Genomic DNA, 15,680 nt, shown 5'->3' with positions numbered 1-15,680 from the left:
CATCACCCGCCCGGGTCGTGGATTCGCGGCCGCCGACGAACTGTCCGTCGACGCTTGGCGCTTGATCGACGTTGGCCGCGATCCTGGCCAGGGGAAACGCCGAGGCCGAGGCGATGGCGCGCAAAGCGGACGCGTTCGCCACCTACGGCGACGCCGCGGTGCTGGACCCGCTGGTCCGGGTGCTGCCCGACGTGGTCGAGGCGGCGAGCCGGCCTATGAGCGCGATCGACAAGATGACCGTCATCTCGACGGACGGCGCGTCGGCGCTGGCCCGGAACGTGGCCGGCAACGTGGCCCAGGGCCTGCAGCTCGGCACGGACCTGACCGGGGTCGACCTGGCCCGCCTGCTCGCCCGCCTCGGCGACGTGGTCGACGCGGACAACGGCGACCAGCCACCCGCCGTCAAGGGCAGGTAGTCACCGGGCGCGGCTGACCGGCAGGTCGTCGATGCTGACGGCCAACCGGACCGCGTCGTCGTCGACCTCGAGCACCTCCGTCAGGGCCGCGTAGCACACGCGCCTTGGCGGAGGGCCGTGCAGGACGATCTGCAGGTAACCCTCGCGGACCATGCGGGCCGCCGCCGGGCTGGCCAGCCCGGGCAGCGTGTGCACGCTCCAGCCGGGGATCATCGAGGCGATGTCGTTGCCCGCCTCCCCGATCCGCCGGCCGTCGTCGGACACCGCGAGCGGGTCGGGTCGGTGCAGGTCACGGATGCGGCCGATCTTCACGCCGGTGCGGTCGACCACGGTCAGACCGGGACGAAGCCGGTGTTGGTGCTGGTCGGGACTGAACCGGCCACTGCGGATGTCACTCATCGCAGCCTCCGTGTCATGAGGTGCCTAACTCCACCGTCCCACGCCGGACGGCAGGTGCCCAGCCTTTCTGGGCCAGACGGGCCGGAACCGCCCGAACAGTCAGGAGGCGTACGCCTCGACCTCGTAGATGCGGGCCGCGCGGTCGGTCGTGTTGGTCGGCGTGATGATGTTCAGCCGCAGGTAGCGGGTCGCGACCGGGCCGAACGTGCTCGTCGTGACGCTGGCCGTGTTGCCCCGGACCTGGCTGACGGTGGTCCAGGTGACGCCGTCCACGCTCGTCTGTAGGTCGAAGTCGCGCGTGTTGAGGCCCGCGCTCTCGCCGCCGGCGCCCGCGTGCCGGATGACGACCCGGCCGACGTTCGTGGTCGCCTGCAGGTCCACGCGCCACCACTTGGTGGTGCCGAGCGAGCACCACTTGTCGGCGTTGCCGCCGTTGGTCGTGCCGTTGACGGCCTTCTCCGGCCCCTCGCCGGCCGCGCACTGGCTGTCGGCCGTCGCGGGCCTGCGCAGCGCCAGGTTGGGCGTCGCCGTGCCGGTCAGCGCGAAGTCGTCGATGTCGAACAGGCCGCCGCCGCTGCCGGTGAAGACGAGGTACAGCGGGCCCGAGCCGGCGGACAGGGCGGTCGAGACCTCGGCGTAGACGCCGTACCCGCCGGTGTTCGGCACCGCGACGGAGCCGAGCAGCGGACCCGTGGCCGAACCCGACCGCACCTGGATCGTGCCGCCCGTGCCGCCCGAGGAGATCCGGGCCGAGAATCCGGTCCGGCCCGACACGTCGACCCCGGCGAAGCCGATCCAGTCGCCGTTGTCGACGTAGCCGACCCGGTTGCCGCCGTGCGCCGCCGCGTCCGCGACGACCTGAACGCCGGACTGCGCGGTGAACGACTCGGCCTCGACGCGGCCGGTCGGCGCGGTCGCCCACGGCACCTGCGGCGAGCGGTAGAAGGTGATGCCCTGGACGGTCCAGCGTGGACCCTGCGCGCCCAGCCGCGCCCGGAAGCCGTCCCAGTCGCGCGCGGACTGCGGCGACCAGGCCAGCTCCGCCAGGGCCGGCAGCCGCGGGAACGCCATGAACTCGATGTCGGACAGCCGGGTGAGGGTCTCGGCCCACATCGGCGCCTCGACGCCGACGATCGCGCTGGCCGGGACGCCGGGCAGCAGGGTGCCGGGATCCCAGTCGTACGCCGTCCGCACCTCGATCAGGCCGGCCCAGCTGAGCCCCAGCGGCGTCTCGGGCGTGTACTTCATGTCGAGGTACGTCTTGTTGGCCGGCGACAGCAGCACCTTGTCGCCCTTGGCGACGGCCGCGGTGAGGTCGGCGTCGGAGGTGGTCGTGCCCCAGAACTGCGCGATCCGGTTCGGCGTGTGGTCGGCCTGCCCGAGCTGGTGCCAGCCCACCACGGTCTTGCCGGTCGCGCCGACGAACGGCTGGACGCGGTTCATGAACGTGCGGTAGTCGGCGTCGGAGGTGGAGTGCGCCTCGTCGCCGCCGATGTGCAGGTACGGGCCGGGCGTGAGGGCCGCCAGCTCGGTCAGCACCTGCCGGACGAACGTGTACGTGATCTCCTTGCCGACGCAGAACGAGCTGAAGCCCAGGTCGGTGCCGGTGTAGAGCGGCGGCGCGACGTTGTCGCAGTTGAGCTCGGCGTACGAGGCGAGGGCGGCGTTGGTGTGCCCCGGCATGTCGATCTCGGGCACGACCGTGACGTGCCGGGCCGCGGCGTACGCGACGAGGTCGGTGTACTGCGCCTTGGTGTAGTAGCCGCCGGGACCGCCGCCGACCTGGGTGCTGCCGCCGTAGGTGGCCAGCCGCGGCCACGCGTCGATCACGATCCGCCAGCCCTGGTCGTCCGACAGGTGCAGGTGCAGCGTATTGATCTTGTACTGGCTGATCTCGTCGATGTACCGCTTGACCACGTCCACGCCGAAGAAGTGCCGGGACACGTCGAGCATCGCGCCGCGGTAGCCGTACCGCGGCCGGTCGACGATCCGCCCACCGGCGACCTCCCATGGTCCGGGTTGGACGGTGCGCGCCTCGACGGCGGCCGGGAGCAGCTGCCGCAACGTCTGCACGCCGTAGAACAACCCGGCCGTCGTCTGTGCCCGGATGATGATCGCGGCGGCGGTCACGTCGAGCTGGTAGCCCTCGGCGCCGACGCTCGCGTCCGCACCGGACAGCAGCAGCGCGATGCCGCTCGTGGGCGTGCCGGTGGTGGTGCTCACGGGCAGCGCGTACCCGGTGGACGGCCGCAGGATGCCGGCGAGGTAGGCGCCGACGTCGGCGGCGGCCGGCGCGGTCTGGATCGTGGCGCCCGCCGGCAGCCGGTGGACCACGCCGGTCGCGGGTTGCACGGACGCGGGTGCCGGCACCACGCTCCGCAGGCTCACCACAGCGGCACTGGCCGGAGTGGAACCGACCGGGACGAGCGCGGCGGCGACCACCACGGCGGTTGCGGACAAGGCGGCGCGACGGCGCATGACGTCCTCCAGCGAAACAGTAAAGTTTCCTGCGAGTTCGACGGCAGGCTATGTCTCGCCGGCAGTGGTGTCAAGGAACGGTCTCCAGCCATGGACGGGTCTGCACACGATAACGTTCGGACGCATGCGCGCCGTCGTGTGCGCCCGCTTCGACGGGCCTGAGGTCCTGCGGCTGGTCGACGTGGCTGCGGCCGGCCCTGACCGTTCCCGGCACGTACGCGGAACCCTTGACCGAGATGTTCGACCTCGTGGCCGCCGGCGCGCTGAACCCGTTGGTCGCCGCCGCCTACCCGCTGGAAGAGGCCGCCCGCGCGTTCGCGGACATCCTCGCCCGCCGCACGACCGGGAAGGTGACGCTACGCCCCTAGGGCTTTGACGATCTTCTGCTGGGCGTCCGCCAACTCGGTGGCCGGCACGTCGTGGCGGACGTTGCGGAAGTCGAAGTCGGTCATGTCGCGGGCGGGGAACACGTGCACGTGTGCGTGCGGCACCTCGAACCCGGCGATCACGAGACCGGCCCGCGGCACGTCGAACGCGGTGCGGACGGCGGCGCCGACCCGGGCGGCGACCGACATCACCCGGCCCCACAGCGCCGGGTCGAGCGTGGTCCAGTCGTCGACCTCGGCGACCGGCACGACCAGCGTGTGCCCGGTCGTCAGCGGCGCGATGCTGAGGAACGCCACCACCTCGTCGTCGCGGTGGACGAAGCGGCCCGGCAGCTCGCCGGCGATGATCCTGGTGAACACGGTCGTCATGGCAGGCATCATTCCAAAAGCGACTTGAGGGTACGCAGGTCGGCCAGCACCGTGGCGGCGTCGGTCTCGAACGCCTCGGGGCTGGTGCCCTCCCGCCGGAACACGGTGAACACGATCTCGCTGCCCTCGCCGTTGGCGAACACGCGCAGCGGGTTGTAGAACGTCTCACCCGACGGGAACGTCACGTCGTGGTCGAGGATCCCGAACGCGTTGTGCGGCGCGAACGAGATCTCCACCGTGCCGGCCGGCGTCTGGCCCAGCCACCGCCCGTCGACCTGCTCGATCGACCCGGTCAACCCGGCCGCCCAGCGCGGCAGGTTGGCCGGGTTCGCGGCGAACGCGTACACCTCGGCCGGCGACCGTGCGATGGCGACACTCACGTGCAGCGACTCGTAGATCACCCGACAGTCGTACCACGCCTGACGTTTCCCTGCGGCGGCTACCCTCCGCCCGGTGCTGCTCACGCCGGCCGGCGGGTGGCTGTTCGCCCGCCGCTACCAGCGGACCCGGTCACTGCTGGTGGCGTCGGTCGAGCACAGCCGCTCCGGTGTGCTCGCGTTCACCATCGGCCTCGGCGACCTCTTCTATCACGGAGCGACCTGAGCGGCCGGCCGCGGCCCGTAGCGCTCGGCGGCCCGCGCCCGGGCCTTCGCGGCCTCGGTCTCGCGGTCGCGCGGCGGCGCCTTGATCACCAGCGTCTCGAGCAGCGCGCGGGTGGCCTCGGTGACGGCCTGCACGGCCTGATCGAACGCCTCCTGGTTGGCGGCCGACGGCTTGGTCGTGCCGCTGACCTTGCGCACGTACTGCAGCGCGGCGCTCTCGATCTCGTCCTCGGTGGCGGGCGGCTCGAAGTTGCTCAGGACCCGGATGTTCCTACACATCCGCCCAGCATGGCACGCCTGAAGCCGGCTCGCCCCTACCGGCAGTCGATGATGACGAGGCCGGAGCCGGTGGTGCTGGCGGTCGCCGTCGGCAGGCCCGCCGCGGCCGCGAGTCGGACGTAGTCGTCGATGCCGCGTTCGCGCCCGCCGGCCAGGACCAGCATGCGCAGGTTCATCTCCGCGAACATCGCCGGGTCGTCGCCGGCCGTGCCGTGTGACTCGACGATCACCACCCGGCCGTTCCCGCCGGCGGCGTCCGCGCAGCGGCGCAGGATCGCCGTCGCCTGCTCGTCGTTCCAGTCGTGGAGCACGGCGCACAGCAGGTACACGTCGCCGCCGGCGGGGAGCGGGTCGAAGAAGCTCTGTCCCACGAACTCGCAGCGGTCGGCCAGACCCTGCTCCGCCAGGAAGCGCCGGCCGCGCGCCACGGTGCCGGGCAGGTCGACCAGCGTCGCGCGGATGGCCGGGTCGGCCCGCAGCACCTCGGCGAGCAACGCCCCGGTGCCGCCGCCGACGTCGACCACGTGGCGCACACCGGACCAGTCGTACGCCGTCGCCGCCGTGGTCCGGGTCGAGGCCGCCATCGACGCGTCGAACGAGGCCGCCAGGGCCGGGTCGGCGGCGAGATGCTCCCAGTACGGCGCGCCGAAGGCCGCCTCCCACGCCGGTTCGCCGGTGCGGACGGTGTGCATCAGCTCCGTGAACGCCAGGTCCATCCGCCCGCCGAACTCCGCCAGGTCGAACATGGCCCGCATCCCGGCCGGATGGTCCGACCGCAGCAGCTCGGCCGGTCCGGTCAGGGCGAACCGGTCCGGCGCCGGCTCGGCGAACACGCCGTGACAGGCGAGGTGCCGCAACACGCGGCCGAGCGCGTCCGCGTCGGTGCCGGTCCGGTCGGCCAGCTCCCCGATCCGCTCGACACCGTCGCCGATCAGGTCGGCCAGCCGTAGCGTCGCGGCCACGCGTACCGCCATCGGTGTCACCAGGTCCGTGAGCGGCGCCAACCGCCGCCAGGCATCCGCAGGCGAGGTCACCGCCCCACGCTAGCGGCACGCTGTCGTTTCTGTACAAGACCGCGGGCGCGCTCCCTCAATAACATGGTCCAGACGTTCGGAACATGACTCACGAGGGAGAACCGCACATGCGTGATCTGGTCTACACCGGCTTCATGTCGCTCGATGGTGTCCTCGACTCGCCCGGCGGGCCGGAGGAGGGGCACCGCAGCGGTGGCTGGGTGGTCAAGGACCTCGAGTTCGTGCCCGAGGCGTGGTCGATCAAGGGTGAGGAGCTCGCCGACACGACGGCGTTGCTGTTCGGGCGGCGCAGCTACGAGGCCTTCGCGCCGGTCTGGCCGGGCTCCGAGGATCACGCCCCCTACAAGGAGCTGCCGAAGTACGTGCTGTCGACCACCCTGTCCGAGGACGCGCTCGTCGACGGGTGGGGCCCGACGACGATCCTGCGCTCGGTCGACGACGTCGCCAAGCTCAAGCAGGGCGACGGTGGCGCCATCTTCATCCACGGCAGCGCCGAGCTGGCGCGGCGGCTCGGCGAGGCCGGCCTGATCGACCGCTACCACCTGCTGGTCTTCCCGGTGCTGCTCGGCGCGGGCAAGGGCCTGTTCACCGACGCCGACATCGACAAGCAGATGCTGAAGCTGCGCGACTCGGCGACCTACAAGAACGGCATCCTCAAGCTGATCTACGACGTCGTGCGCTGATCCAGCGCCAGGGCGATCGCGCCGCCGGTGCCCTCGCGGAGCTGGCGTACGCTGCGGCCGACGTAGCGGCGTAACCCGCGGATCAGGTGCGGCTCGTCGAAGTAGTCCAGTTTGGACACCACGTCGGCGACCGGGGTGCCGGCGGCCAGCAGGGTCGCCGCCTCGCGGGCGCGTTCGATCTGGCGCACGGCGCCCTGCGTGAGGCCCGTCGCCGAGCGGAACCGGCGCTCGAGGGTGCGGGCGGACACGTCCGGGCGATAGCCGCGCCGCACGTCGGCGACGAGCGGGTCGCGCACCACGGCCCCGGCCCGCACGAGGCGCTCGACCAGGGCCTCGGCGTCGTCGGGGCCGGGCGTCTCCCAGCGCGCGCCGTCGAGCCAGAACGCGCGGTGCGTGGCGTCGGGCAACTCGGCGCCGCCGTCGACGAGGTCGGGGGTGGGCACGGCCCGCAGCGACGTGCCCACCGCGAACTGGATGCCGACGAACCGCGCGCCCTCGGGCACCGGCGCCGTGCCCGTCCGCGTCTCGGGACCGGTGATGCTCGCGTAGGCGCGCCCCTCCTGCACGAAGAACACGAGGCCCCAGGACACCTCGGCGACCGACGTCATCTCGAAGACGCCGTCGCTCGTGCACGTCCAGACGCTCTCGACCCACGGCGAGTCGGACGCGCGCGTATCGAACAGCAGTGCCACCTGAGCAGGATAAACTCGGATCTTGTGCTCCGCGTACGGGGGATTGGAGCTGCTGTGACGATCCAGAAGGAGACCTTCGACCTGGGCGTGCCGTGGGAGGACGCCGCGGGCTACGCGCAGGCGGTGCTGGTCGACGACACCGTCTACATCTCCGGCCAGCTCGGCCACCGGCCCGACGGCACGCTGGTGTCACCGGCGCCCGAGGGCGGGCGGGGCGTCGACCAGTCGGTCATGCGGGACCAGATGGTCCAGACCTACGCGAACGCCCGCGCGGTGCTCGCGCACTTCGGCTGCACGTTCGACAACGTCGTCGAGGAGGTCGTGTTCGCGACCGACATCGGCGCGGCGCTGGCCGTGATGCGCGGGGTCCGCGACGACGTCTACACCGGCGTCAGCAAGCCCAAGGTCGCGAACACCACCGTCGGCGTGACCGCGCTGGCGCTGCCCGGGCAGGCCGTCGAGATCAAGCTCATCGCCCGTCGCTGACCCGGATCACGATCTTGCCGCGGCGGCCGTGCTGCTCCAGGGCCTCGTAGGCCGCGCGCGTCTCGGCCAAGGGCAGCACGCGGTCGACGACGGGCGTGAGCCGGCCGTCGTCGACCAGCGCGGCGACCGAGCGCAGGTCGTCGCGGTCGGGCTCGACGACGAAGAAGGCGCCGCGGGCGCCGTGGCGCCGTGCCTCCTCCTCGTCGGGCGGGGCGGACAGGCTGACCAGGATGCCGCCCGGCTTCAGCACGGACCACGACCGCGACTGCGTCTCGCCGCCGACGAGGTCGACCACCACGTCGAGATCGGAGACCTGTTCCTCGAAGCGCTCCCGGGTGTAGTCGACGACCTGCTCGGCGCCGAGCCCTTCGACGAACTCCCGCTGGTCGGCGCCGGCGGTGGCGATGACGTGCGCGCCGAGGGCGGCGGCGATCTGCACCACGTAGGTGCCCACCCCGCCGGCACCGCCGTGCACCAGCACGCGCTGGCCGCGTTGCAGACCGGCGTGGTCGACCAGCGCCTGCCAGGCGCTCAGCCCGGCCAGCGGGACGGCGGCCGCGTGCTCGTGGTCGACCGTCGTGGGCTTGGCGGCCAGGATGTCCGCGGGCAGCACCACGAACTCCGCCGCCGCGCCGTCGTGCACGAACGGGATCAGCCCGAACACCTCGGCGCCGGCGTCGAGCGCGCCACCGGCGACGACCCCGGAGAACTCGTGCGACGGGATGATCGGCGTGCGCTCGGGCCCGGTGCCGTCGCTGCGGTACGTCCAGGTCTGGTCCCAGGTCAGCTCCTGCGGGGTGATCGAGGCGGCCTGGACGGCGACCAGCACCTCGCCCGGCCCGGGCTCGGGTCGCGGCGCGGTCTCGAGGACGAGCTGTTCGGGTCCGCCGCGGGTGTGTGCCCGTACGGCTTGCATGGTGGCCATCACCTCAACCTAATCGCGTGGCGGGCGCCCGCCCGGGTAGCGCAAAATCGTGTCCGTGGTTGATCCAGTTGAGCGGCTCGTCCTGCGTGTCCCGGAGACGGCCGATCTGGAGCGGCTGTTCGCGCTCTACTCGGATCCGCGGGTCTGGGGTCCCGACCCGGTGAGCCGCCAGGACGACCGTGCGCAGACGGAGCAGATGATCGCCAACTGGCGTGCCGCCTGGGCCCGCGACGGCCTCGGCATGTGGACCGCCTGGGACGGCGACGAGTTCGTCGGGATCGGTGGCTGCGCGGTGCGCTTCGCCGTGGCGTGGAACCTCGGGTTCCGGTTGCGCCCGGCGTGCTGGGGCCGCGGCTACGCCCACGAGATCAGCGCGGCCGGCATCGCCGCCGCCCGCCGGCGCCGCCCGGAGCTGCCCGTCACGGCGTTCCTGGTCGAAGGCAACGACCGGTCCCTGCGTACGGTCGAGCGACTGGGCCTGAAGCGGGTCTGGCGCGGCCCGGACGCGGGCAACCCCGACCCCACCGCGATCCGGCTGCTCTACAGCGACCAGCTGCTGGAGCCCAACGTGCTGACCGCGCTGACCGAGCGATGATCGTCGAGAACGTCGCGTTCCCGGGCGGCCGGCACTGCGAGACCACCGCGCTCGGTGCCCTGCTGCGCCACGCCGGCGTCGAGCTGTCCGAGCCGATGCTGTTCGGCCTCGGCGCGGGGCTGGGCTTCGTCTACTGGGACGCCAAGGCCATGGCCGTCCCGTTCCTCGGCGGCCGCACGAAACCGCTGGAGATCGTCCGGACGGTCGGCGATCGGCTGGGCCTGACGCTGGACGTACGCGAGACCGGGTCATCGGGCAAGGCGTGGCAGCACGTCGAGGAGGCGCTGGCCGGCGGCCGACCGATCGGCCTGCAGCTCGACTCCTACCACCTGGACTACTTCACCACGAAGGTCCACTTCGGCGGGCACACCGTCGCGATGTACGGCTACGACGACACCCACGCCTACCTGCTCGACACGGCCCAGCAGGGCGGCGCCGTGACGACCACGCTGGCGAGCCTGGCCCGCGCCCGGGCCGAACGCGGCCCGATGACCGCCCGGCACCTGTCCTTCACGATCGCCGCACCCACCGGACCGCCGGACCTGGGCGACGCGATCCGGGCGGCCGTGCGCGACAACGCGCACGCCTTTCTCCACCCGCCGATCGCCAACCTCGGCCACCGCGGCATCGCCAAGGCGGCCCGGCTGGTCCCGGGCTGGCTCGACCGCGCCCACGACCCGTCACACGACCTCCCGCTCGCCGCGACGCTGATGGAACGCGGCGGCACCGGCGGCGCCCTGTTCCGGGCCATGTACCGCGATTTCCTCGCGGAATCCGCGGAGATCGTCGACGACGCCACGATCAGGCGCGGTCACCAGATGTACGCCGCGATCGCCCCGCTCTGGACCGAGGTCGCCGCGCACATCACCGCCGCCGGCCAGACCGGCGAGGCGGCACACCTGGCCCGCGCCGGTGCGATCCTCACCGACCTCGCCGAACGCGAACGCCAGGCGATGGAGACGCTGAGCCACGCCTGACCGCGGCCCGGGTTCAGGCGCCGAAGCGCGGTGTGGGCAGCCCGCGGGCGCCAGGATCCAGGAGCAGGACCTGGCCGGCCAGCGGTGCCGGGTCGCCGCCGACGCGGGCCGAGGTCACCGCCAGCACGTCGAGGTCCGGGCCGACGAAGGCGCAGCGGGTCGGCTTGGCCACCGGGACCGGCACGACGCGGTCGACCGAGCCGTCCGGCGCGTAGCGGACGATGCGGGAGCCGCCGAACTTGCAGTTCCAGAGGAAGCCCTCCGCGTCGACCGTCAGGCCGTCCGGGAACCAGTCGTGGTCCTCGTCGGACACGAACACCGAACCGTCGCCGACCCAACCCGACGGCGACACCGGGTACGCGCGGATCAGCCGCACGGTCGAGTCCACGTGGTACATCGTCGCGCCGTCCGGGCTCCAGGCCGGGCCGTTGGAACAGACGATCCCACCGAAGGCGCGGGTGACCGTCAGCGACGCGTCGACGCGGTAGAACGAGCCCAGCGGCTTCTGTTCGGCCATGTGCATCGAGCCGACCCAGAACGCGCCGGCCGGGTCGACGGCGCCGTCGTTGAGGCGGGTGCCAGACGGGGTGTCGATGCCGCGGACGACCTCGACCTTGCCGGTGTCGACGTCGCAGAACGCCAGCGCGTCCCGCAGCGCCGCGACCAGGCCCCCGCCCGCGCGCAGGGCGACGCTGCCGACCAGGTCCGGCACCGGCAGGCTGCGCACCGGGCCGGCGGGCCAGTCCCTGGCATAGATCCTGCGGTCGAGGATGTCGACCCAGTAGAGCCGCGAACCGTCCCACAGTGCGCTTTCGCCGAGCTCGCACGGGATGTCGCTGAACACGGTCACGTCAGTCATGGGCCTTCTCCCGGCCGTAGGCGAACAGGATCGCGAGGATGACCAGGCCGTAGATGATCAGCCGGCCGTACTCGGGGACGCGCTGCGCCGCGAGGAACGTGGTCACCGCGACGAGGGTCAGCGAGCCGGCGATGACACCGAGGTAGTGGCCGCGGCCGCCGAGGATGGAGACGCCGCCGACCACGACGGCCGCGATGGACTCGAAGAGGTACGGGTCGCCGAGGCCGAGCGACGGCTGCCCGCCGTACGCGACGAGGGCGATCCCCGCGAGCGCGGCGAAGACACCGCTGCATGTGTAGAGGGCCACGGTGACGCCCCGCACGCCGACGCCGGACAGGAACGCGGCGCGCGGGTTGACGCCGACGGCGTACACCCGGCGCCCGAAGGTCGTCAGCGTGAGCAGCACGGTCATGAACACGCCCACGCCGGCCCAGAGCAGGAGTTGTGCGGGCAGGCCGCCGGAGAACAGGCCGCGCAGCGGGGACGGGGCGTAGGAGCCGCACGACGCGCAGGTCAGGCCCTTCGAGAGGCCGAGGGTCAGGCCCTGCATCACGCCGTTCATGCCGAGCGTCATGACGACGGCCGGCACGCCGAGCCAGGCGACGCCGACGCCGTTGCCGAGCCCGACCAGCGCGCCGACGCCGAGCGCGAGCACGATCGCCAGCGGTGCGCGCGACGTCTGGCCGAGGCTCGTGGTGGTGAGCACGATCGCGGCGCCGTTGAGCACCCACGGTATCGACAGGTCGATGCCGCCGACGAGCACGACCAGCATCTGCCCGGCCGCGACGAAGCCGGTGAAGCTGGCGACGACCAGCATGACCCGCAGGCTCGACCAGGACGCGAAGCCGGGGTGCAGGAGCGCGCCGACCAGCAGGACGGCGGCGGTGCCGGCGAGGGCGTAGAGGATGCGCCGGGCGCCGGGGGACAGGCGGCTCATGACGACCGCCGGCGGCGGGCGACGAGGCCGGCGACCGTGCCGAGCAGCACGGCCACGACGAGGAACAGGCCCTGGAACAGCGACTGGTAGAGCGGGTCGATGCCGGCGAAGAACAGGATGTCGATGACGAGGGTCAGGGCGACCGCACCGGCGACGGCCCCGAGCGCGCTGCCCCGGCCGCCGGTGAACGCGACGCCGCCGACGACGACCGACGCGATCGAGGTGAGGATGAACGGGGTGCCGGCGTTGGCGTCCCCGGCCGTGGTGGTCGACACGTAGAACACCGCGGCGAGCGCGGAGCAGAAGCCGGACAGCGCGTACACCTTGAGCTTCACGGCCGCCGCGGGCACGCCGACCGCGCGGGCGCTGCTCTCGTCGCTGCCGACCGCGTACACCCGCATGCCGAACCGGGTCCGGCGCAGCACGAGCCAGCCGGCGACCGCGAGCCCGAGCCAGCCGAGGCCGGTCGGCGTGCCCGGGTTCGTCAGCACGAGCCGCACCGAGGGCGGGATCGAGCCCCCGGGGACCGGCAGCACCCGCAGCGCGAGGCCCATGAAGATGGACAGGGTCGCGAGCGTGGTGAGGATCGGCGCGATCCGGCCGTACGCGACGACGAGCCCGTTGAGCGCGCCGCACGCGGTGCCGAGGGCCAGCACCACGACGAGCCAGGGAACCGACGCCGTGGCCGCGGTGACCGCGACGCAGAGGCTGACGACCCCACCGACCGACAGGTCGATGCCGCCGGTGAGCACGACCAGGCTCTGGCCGATCGCGACGAAGACGAGCGGCAGCGTGGTGTTCAGGATCGACAGGTAGTCGAACGACGTGGGGAACCGGCCCAGCCGTGACGTGTAGACCACGAGGTACGCCACCGCGGTGGCGGCCAGCACCAGGTAACCGAGGCTGACCCGGCGTAACGTCTCACGCATCCTGACCCTCCTTGATGGACGCCGCGACGATGCGTTCCGCGTCGCCGACCGGCCCCGCCAGCTCCGCGGCCACGCGGCCCTCGCGCAGCACCAGCACCCGGTGGCAGAGGTGGGCGATCTCCTCGGTCTCGCTGGAGTGGTAGAGGATCGCCCGGCCCTGCGCGGCGAGCGTCGCGACCAGTTCGTAGATGTCGTGCTTGGTGGCCGCGTCGACGCCGCGGGTCACGTCGTACAGCAGCAGGATCCTCGCGTCGGTGAGCAGCCAGCGGGCCATCACGACCTTCTGCTGGTTGCCGCCCGACAGCGTGTCGGCGGCCCGGCTGGTCGAGCGGCCCGCCCCGATCCGGAGCCGGTCCACGATGGACGTCACGGCGAGGCGTTCGGCGCGGCGGTTGACGAAGCCGGCGGTGGCGCGCCGCGACAGGGTCGCGGCGGCGATGTTGTCGCGGATCGACAGTGGCAGGAACAGGCCTTCGGCCTTGCGGTCCTCGGGCACGTAGGCGATGCCGACGCCGGCCCGGATCGCGTCCTTCGGCGAACGGACCGTGACCGTCCGCCCGTCGACCGTGATCGTGCCGGCGGCGGCCCGTTGCGCCCCGAAGAGCGTCAGGAACAGGTCCCGCTGTCCCTGGCCCGCGAGGCCGCCGACGCCGAGGATCTCGCCGCGGCGCAGGTCGAGGTCGACACCGCGGAGGCGTCCGCCGTGCAGGCCCGTCACGCGCAGGGCGCTCTCGGCGGTGGGCTCGGTGGTGATCTCCGGGTACGCGCCGGCGAAGCTGCGCCCGCTCATCAGCGTGACGGCCTCGGCCTCGGAGAGGCGCTCGCGGGTGGCGACCCGGGTGCCGTTGCGGAACACGGTCACCTGGTCGGCGAGCGCCTCGATCTCGCGCCAGCGGTGCGAGGTGAAGATGACGCACGAGCCTTCGTCCCGCAGGCGCCGCATGTGCCCGGCGAGCCACTCGACCTGCCGGTCGGGGAGCGCCGCGGTCGGCTCGTCGAGGATGACGACGCGGGGTTCGCCGGCCAGCACCCGGACCAGTTCGACCACCTGCCGCTGCGCCACCGACAGGTCGGCGGCGGTGGCCCGCGGGTCGATGTCGTCGACGCCGTAGTGGCGCAGCACCTCCGCCGCCACGGGTGCCAGTCGGCCGCGGCGGACCAGCCCGAGCCGGCCTCGGGGCGGGGCCTGGAGGAGCAGGTTCTCCGCCACGGTCAGGTCGGGGAGCAGAGACAGCTCCTGGAACGCGGTCGCCACGCCCATCCGCCGCCGGGTGGCCGGGTCGACGACCCGGCTGACCTCCGTGCCGAGGATCTCCACCGTGCCCTGGTCGGGCTTGATCAGCCCACACAGGATCTTGATGAGGGTGCTCTTGCCCGCGCCGTTCTCGCCGGCGAGGGCGTGGATCTCGCCGGGACGCGCCGCGAACGACGCGTCCCGGAGCGCCTGGACCCCGCCGAAGGCGCGGTCGACGCCGGATGCCCGCACCGCGAAGGTCTCGGAGCCGGACCGGGGCGGAGCCGGCGCCATCGACGAGGTCCCGGTCACGGCGTGCCGAGCTTGACGTCGAGGGTCTTGCCCGGGCACGGCGTGCCGTCGGTCGCCGCTTCCTGGCACAGCACGACGATGGCGTCGGGTCCCGAGTCGGTGAAGTCGGCGAAGAAGCTGTCCGGCAGGTCCGGGAAGACCGTCTCGCCGGGCACCATGTTGTCCGACGTCGCGACCGGGAACGGGATCGTGATGCTCTCCTTGGGATGCTCGCCCTTGACGACCGCGCGGGCCAGCTCCAGCGAGATCACCGACAGGAACGGCGGTTGCCCGATCGACATGCCGGTCACCTTCGGCGTGAGCAGGCCGGCCATGTACTTGCGGAACCCGTTCTCGGCCTCGCCGCCGACGACCGGCATCGGGCGGTCGGCGGCGCCGAAGGCCTTGATGACGCCGTCCGTGCCGCCGGACACCCAGACACCGTCGACCTTGGGCAGGTTGGGCAGCTGGGCCGAGGTGTTGCGCTGGGCGGTGGCCGAGTCCCACATGCCCGTGTACGTGGCCACGACCTTGATGCCGGGGTTGGCCGCGAAGACCTCCTTGGCGCCCTTGTTGCGGTCGTTGTCCGCGCCCGTGCCGGCGACGCCGGTCACCATCACGACGTTGCCCTGTCCCTTGAGCTGGTCGACGATGAACTGCGCGAGCTGCTGGCCGAACTTGACCTGGTCGGTGTTGACGGTCAGCCCGCACGTGTTGTCGACGGTGTTGTCGAACGAGACGATCACGATGCCGCGGTCGCAGGCCTGCTGCACCACGCCGTTGAGCCCGCTGGTCGAGGCGGCGTTGATGACGATCGCGTCGACGCCCTGCGAGATGAGGTTGGAGATCTGACGCGACTGGGTCGAGACGTCGTTACCGGCGTTGAACACGCTGCACTCGACCTCGTCGACGTACGGCGGCATCGCGCAGGCGGCCTTGTAGACGTTCTCCATCTCCACGCGCCACTGGTTGCCGATGAACGAGTTGGAGAGGGCGATCTTGATCTTGCCGGCCCTGAAGGACGACCACCGGCTCGTAGCCGACCTGCTCGACCAGGTCGAAGGCGCGGCACGCCAGCTCGGCGGCAACGACGCCGCACCCCGGCGCAA

General features: G+C 72.4%; 19 protein-coding genes and 1 pseudogene. 7 read left to right on the top strand and 13 right to left on the bottom strand.

Features of this window, described 5'->3' with window-relative positions:
• Positions 1 to 416: pseudogene (locus AB0H87_RS24725) on the top strand (flotillin domain-containing protein); the annotation flags it as partial.
• Here AB0H87_RS24725 and AB0H87_RS24720 read toward each other — a convergent pair.
• Complete coding sequence (locus AB0H87_RS24720) at positions 417 to 815, bottom strand: hypothetical protein (RefSeq protein WP_360150010.1); 399 nt, start codon at positions 813 to 815, stop codon at positions 417 to 419.
• Positions 816 to 914: 99 nt separating this feature from the next.
• Positions 915 to 3,293, bottom strand: a complete 2,379-nt coding sequence (locus AB0H87_RS24715) for a family 20 glycosylhydrolase (protein ID WP_360150007.1) — start codon at positions 3,291 to 3,293, stop codon at positions 915 to 917.
• Positions 3,294 to 3,451: 158 nt separating this feature from the next.
• On the opposite strand from AB0H87_RS24715, the gene AB0H87_RS24710 reads away from it, so the two are divergent.
• A complete protein-coding gene (locus AB0H87_RS24710; RefSeq protein ID WP_360150013.1) occupies positions 3,452 to 3,661 on the top strand; it encodes a zinc-binding dehydrogenase in 210 nt (69 codons plus the stop codon).
• On the opposite strand, the gene AB0H87_RS24705 is transcribed toward AB0H87_RS24710, so the two are convergent.
• Positions 3,650 to 4,048, bottom strand: coding sequence for an HIT family protein (locus AB0H87_RS24705; protein WP_360150004.1), 399 nt, complete (start codon positions 4,046 to 4,048; stop codon positions 3,650 to 3,652). The two genes, AB0H87_RS24710 and AB0H87_RS24705, sit on opposite strands and share 12 nt — an antisense overlap.
• A gap of 8 nt (positions 4,049 to 4,056) precedes the next feature.
• Positions 4,057 to 4,449 (bottom strand): SRPBCC family protein, encoded by a 393-nt coding sequence (locus AB0H87_RS24700; protein WP_360150001.1) that lies wholly within the window; start codon positions 4,447 to 4,449, stop codon positions 4,057 to 4,059.
• 52 nt (positions 4,450 to 4,501) lie between these two features.
• Here AB0H87_RS24700 and AB0H87_RS24695 point away from each other — a divergent pair, with 52 nt between their 5' ends.
• Positions 4,502 to 4,651 (top strand): hypothetical protein, encoded by a 150-nt coding sequence (locus AB0H87_RS24695; RefSeq protein WP_360149998.1) that lies wholly within the window; start codon positions 4,502 to 4,504, stop codon positions 4,649 to 4,651.
• Here the strand turns inward: AB0H87_RS24695 and AB0H87_RS24690 are convergent.
• Both AB0H87_RS24690 and AB0H87_RS24685 read right to left on the bottom strand, forming a co-directional pair.
• Positions 4,636 to 4,929: a DUF2277 domain-containing protein gene (locus AB0H87_RS24690; protein ID WP_360149995.1), complete on the bottom strand. Its 294-nt coding sequence runs from the start codon at positions 4,927 to 4,929 to the stop codon at positions 4,636 to 4,638. The two genes, AB0H87_RS24695 and AB0H87_RS24690, sit on opposite strands and share 16 nt — an antisense overlap.
• Before the next feature lie 35 nt (positions 4,930 to 4,964).
• On the bottom strand, positions 4,965 to 5,963 hold the full coding sequence (locus tag AB0H87_RS24685; RefSeq protein ID WP_360149992.1) for a methyltransferase: 999 nt from the start codon (positions 5,961 to 5,963) through the stop codon (positions 4,965 to 4,967).
• Between the two features lie 107 nt (positions 5,964 to 6,070).
• Here AB0H87_RS24685 and AB0H87_RS24680 point away from each other — a divergent pair, with 107 nt between their 5' ends.
• Positions 6,071 to 6,646 (top strand): dihydrofolate reductase family protein, encoded by a 576-nt coding sequence (locus tag AB0H87_RS24680; RefSeq protein WP_360149989.1) that lies wholly within the window; start codon positions 6,071 to 6,073, stop codon positions 6,644 to 6,646.
• On the opposite strand, the gene AB0H87_RS24675 is transcribed toward AB0H87_RS24680, so the two are convergent.
• Entirely contained in the window at positions 6,628 to 7,338 is a 711-nt protein-coding gene (locus tag AB0H87_RS24675) for a helix-turn-helix domain-containing protein (RefSeq protein WP_360149986.1), read from the bottom strand. The genes AB0H87_RS24680 and AB0H87_RS24675 overlap by 19 nt on opposite strands.
• Before the next feature lie 54 nt (positions 7,339 to 7,392).
• On the opposite strand from AB0H87_RS24675, the gene AB0H87_RS24670 reads away from it, so the two are divergent.
• On the top strand, positions 7,393 to 7,824 hold the full coding sequence (locus AB0H87_RS24670; RefSeq protein WP_360149984.1) for a Rid family hydrolase: 432 nt from the start codon (positions 7,393 to 7,395) through the stop codon (positions 7,822 to 7,824).
• On the opposite strand, the gene AB0H87_RS24665 is transcribed toward AB0H87_RS24670, so the two are convergent.
• The gene (locus AB0H87_RS24665; RefSeq protein ID WP_360149981.1) at positions 7,808 to 8,749 is read right to left on the bottom strand and encodes an NADP-dependent oxidoreductase; all 942 of its coding nucleotides are present in this window, start codon (positions 8,747 to 8,749) and stop codon (positions 7,808 to 7,810) included. The genes AB0H87_RS24670 and AB0H87_RS24665 overlap by 17 nt on opposite strands.
• Before the next feature lie 55 nt (positions 8,750 to 8,804).
• Between AB0H87_RS24665 and AB0H87_RS24660 the strand changes: the two genes are divergently transcribed.
• Positions 8,805 to 9,344, top strand: a complete 540-nt coding sequence (locus AB0H87_RS24660) for a GNAT family N-acetyltransferase (RefSeq protein WP_360149978.1) — start codon at positions 8,805 to 8,807, stop codon at positions 9,342 to 9,344.
• On the top strand, positions 9,341 to 10,321 hold the full coding sequence (locus tag AB0H87_RS24655; protein WP_360149975.1) for a BtrH N-terminal domain-containing protein: 981 nt from the start codon (positions 9,341 to 9,343) through the stop codon (positions 10,319 to 10,321). The genes AB0H87_RS24660 and AB0H87_RS24655 overlap by 4 nt, the downstream gene beginning before the upstream one ends.
• A gap of 13 nt (positions 10,322 to 10,334) precedes the next feature.
• Here AB0H87_RS24655 and AB0H87_RS24650 read toward each other — a convergent pair whose 3' ends face one another.
• The 5 genes from AB0H87_RS24650 to AB0H87_RS24630 all read right to left on the bottom strand — a co-directional run.
• Complete coding sequence (locus AB0H87_RS24650) at positions 10,335 to 11,180, bottom strand: SMP-30/gluconolactonase/LRE family protein (protein WP_360149972.1); 846 nt, start codon at positions 11,178 to 11,180, stop codon at positions 10,335 to 10,337.
• Positions 11,173 to 12,117 carry an ABC transporter permease gene (locus tag AB0H87_RS24645; RefSeq protein ID WP_360149969.1) on the bottom strand — a complete coding sequence of 315 codons (945 nt, stop codon included), beginning with the start codon at positions 12,115 to 12,117 and terminating at the stop codon, positions 11,173 to 11,175. Before AB0H87_RS24645 ends, AB0H87_RS24650 begins: the two co-directional genes overlap by 8 nt.
• The gene (locus tag AB0H87_RS24640) at positions 12,114 to 13,046 is read right to left on the bottom strand and encodes an ABC transporter permease (RefSeq protein ID WP_360149965.1); all 933 of its coding nucleotides are present in this window, start codon (positions 13,044 to 13,046) and stop codon (positions 12,114 to 12,116) included. The genes AB0H87_RS24645 and AB0H87_RS24640 overlap by 4 nt, the downstream gene beginning before the upstream one ends.
• The gene (locus AB0H87_RS24635) at positions 13,039 to 14,592 is read right to left on the bottom strand and encodes a sugar ABC transporter ATP-binding protein (RefSeq protein WP_360149962.1); all 1,554 of its coding nucleotides are present in this window, start codon (positions 14,590 to 14,592) and stop codon (positions 13,039 to 13,041) included. The genes AB0H87_RS24640 and AB0H87_RS24635 overlap by 8 nt, the downstream gene beginning before the upstream one ends.
• On the bottom strand, positions 14,589 to 15,680 hold a 1,092-nt coding region (locus tag AB0H87_RS24630; RefSeq protein WP_360149959.1), incomplete at its 5' end, for a sugar ABC transporter substrate-binding protein. The genes AB0H87_RS24630 and AB0H87_RS24635, both read right to left, overlap by 4 nt.

It is taken from the genome of Asanoa sp. NPDC050611, assembly GCF_040654855.1.
Lineage (GTDB): Bacteria > Actinomycetota > Actinomycetes > Mycobacteriales > Micromonosporaceae > Asanoa.
This window is presented reverse-complemented; position numbering and strand designations above follow the sequence as displayed.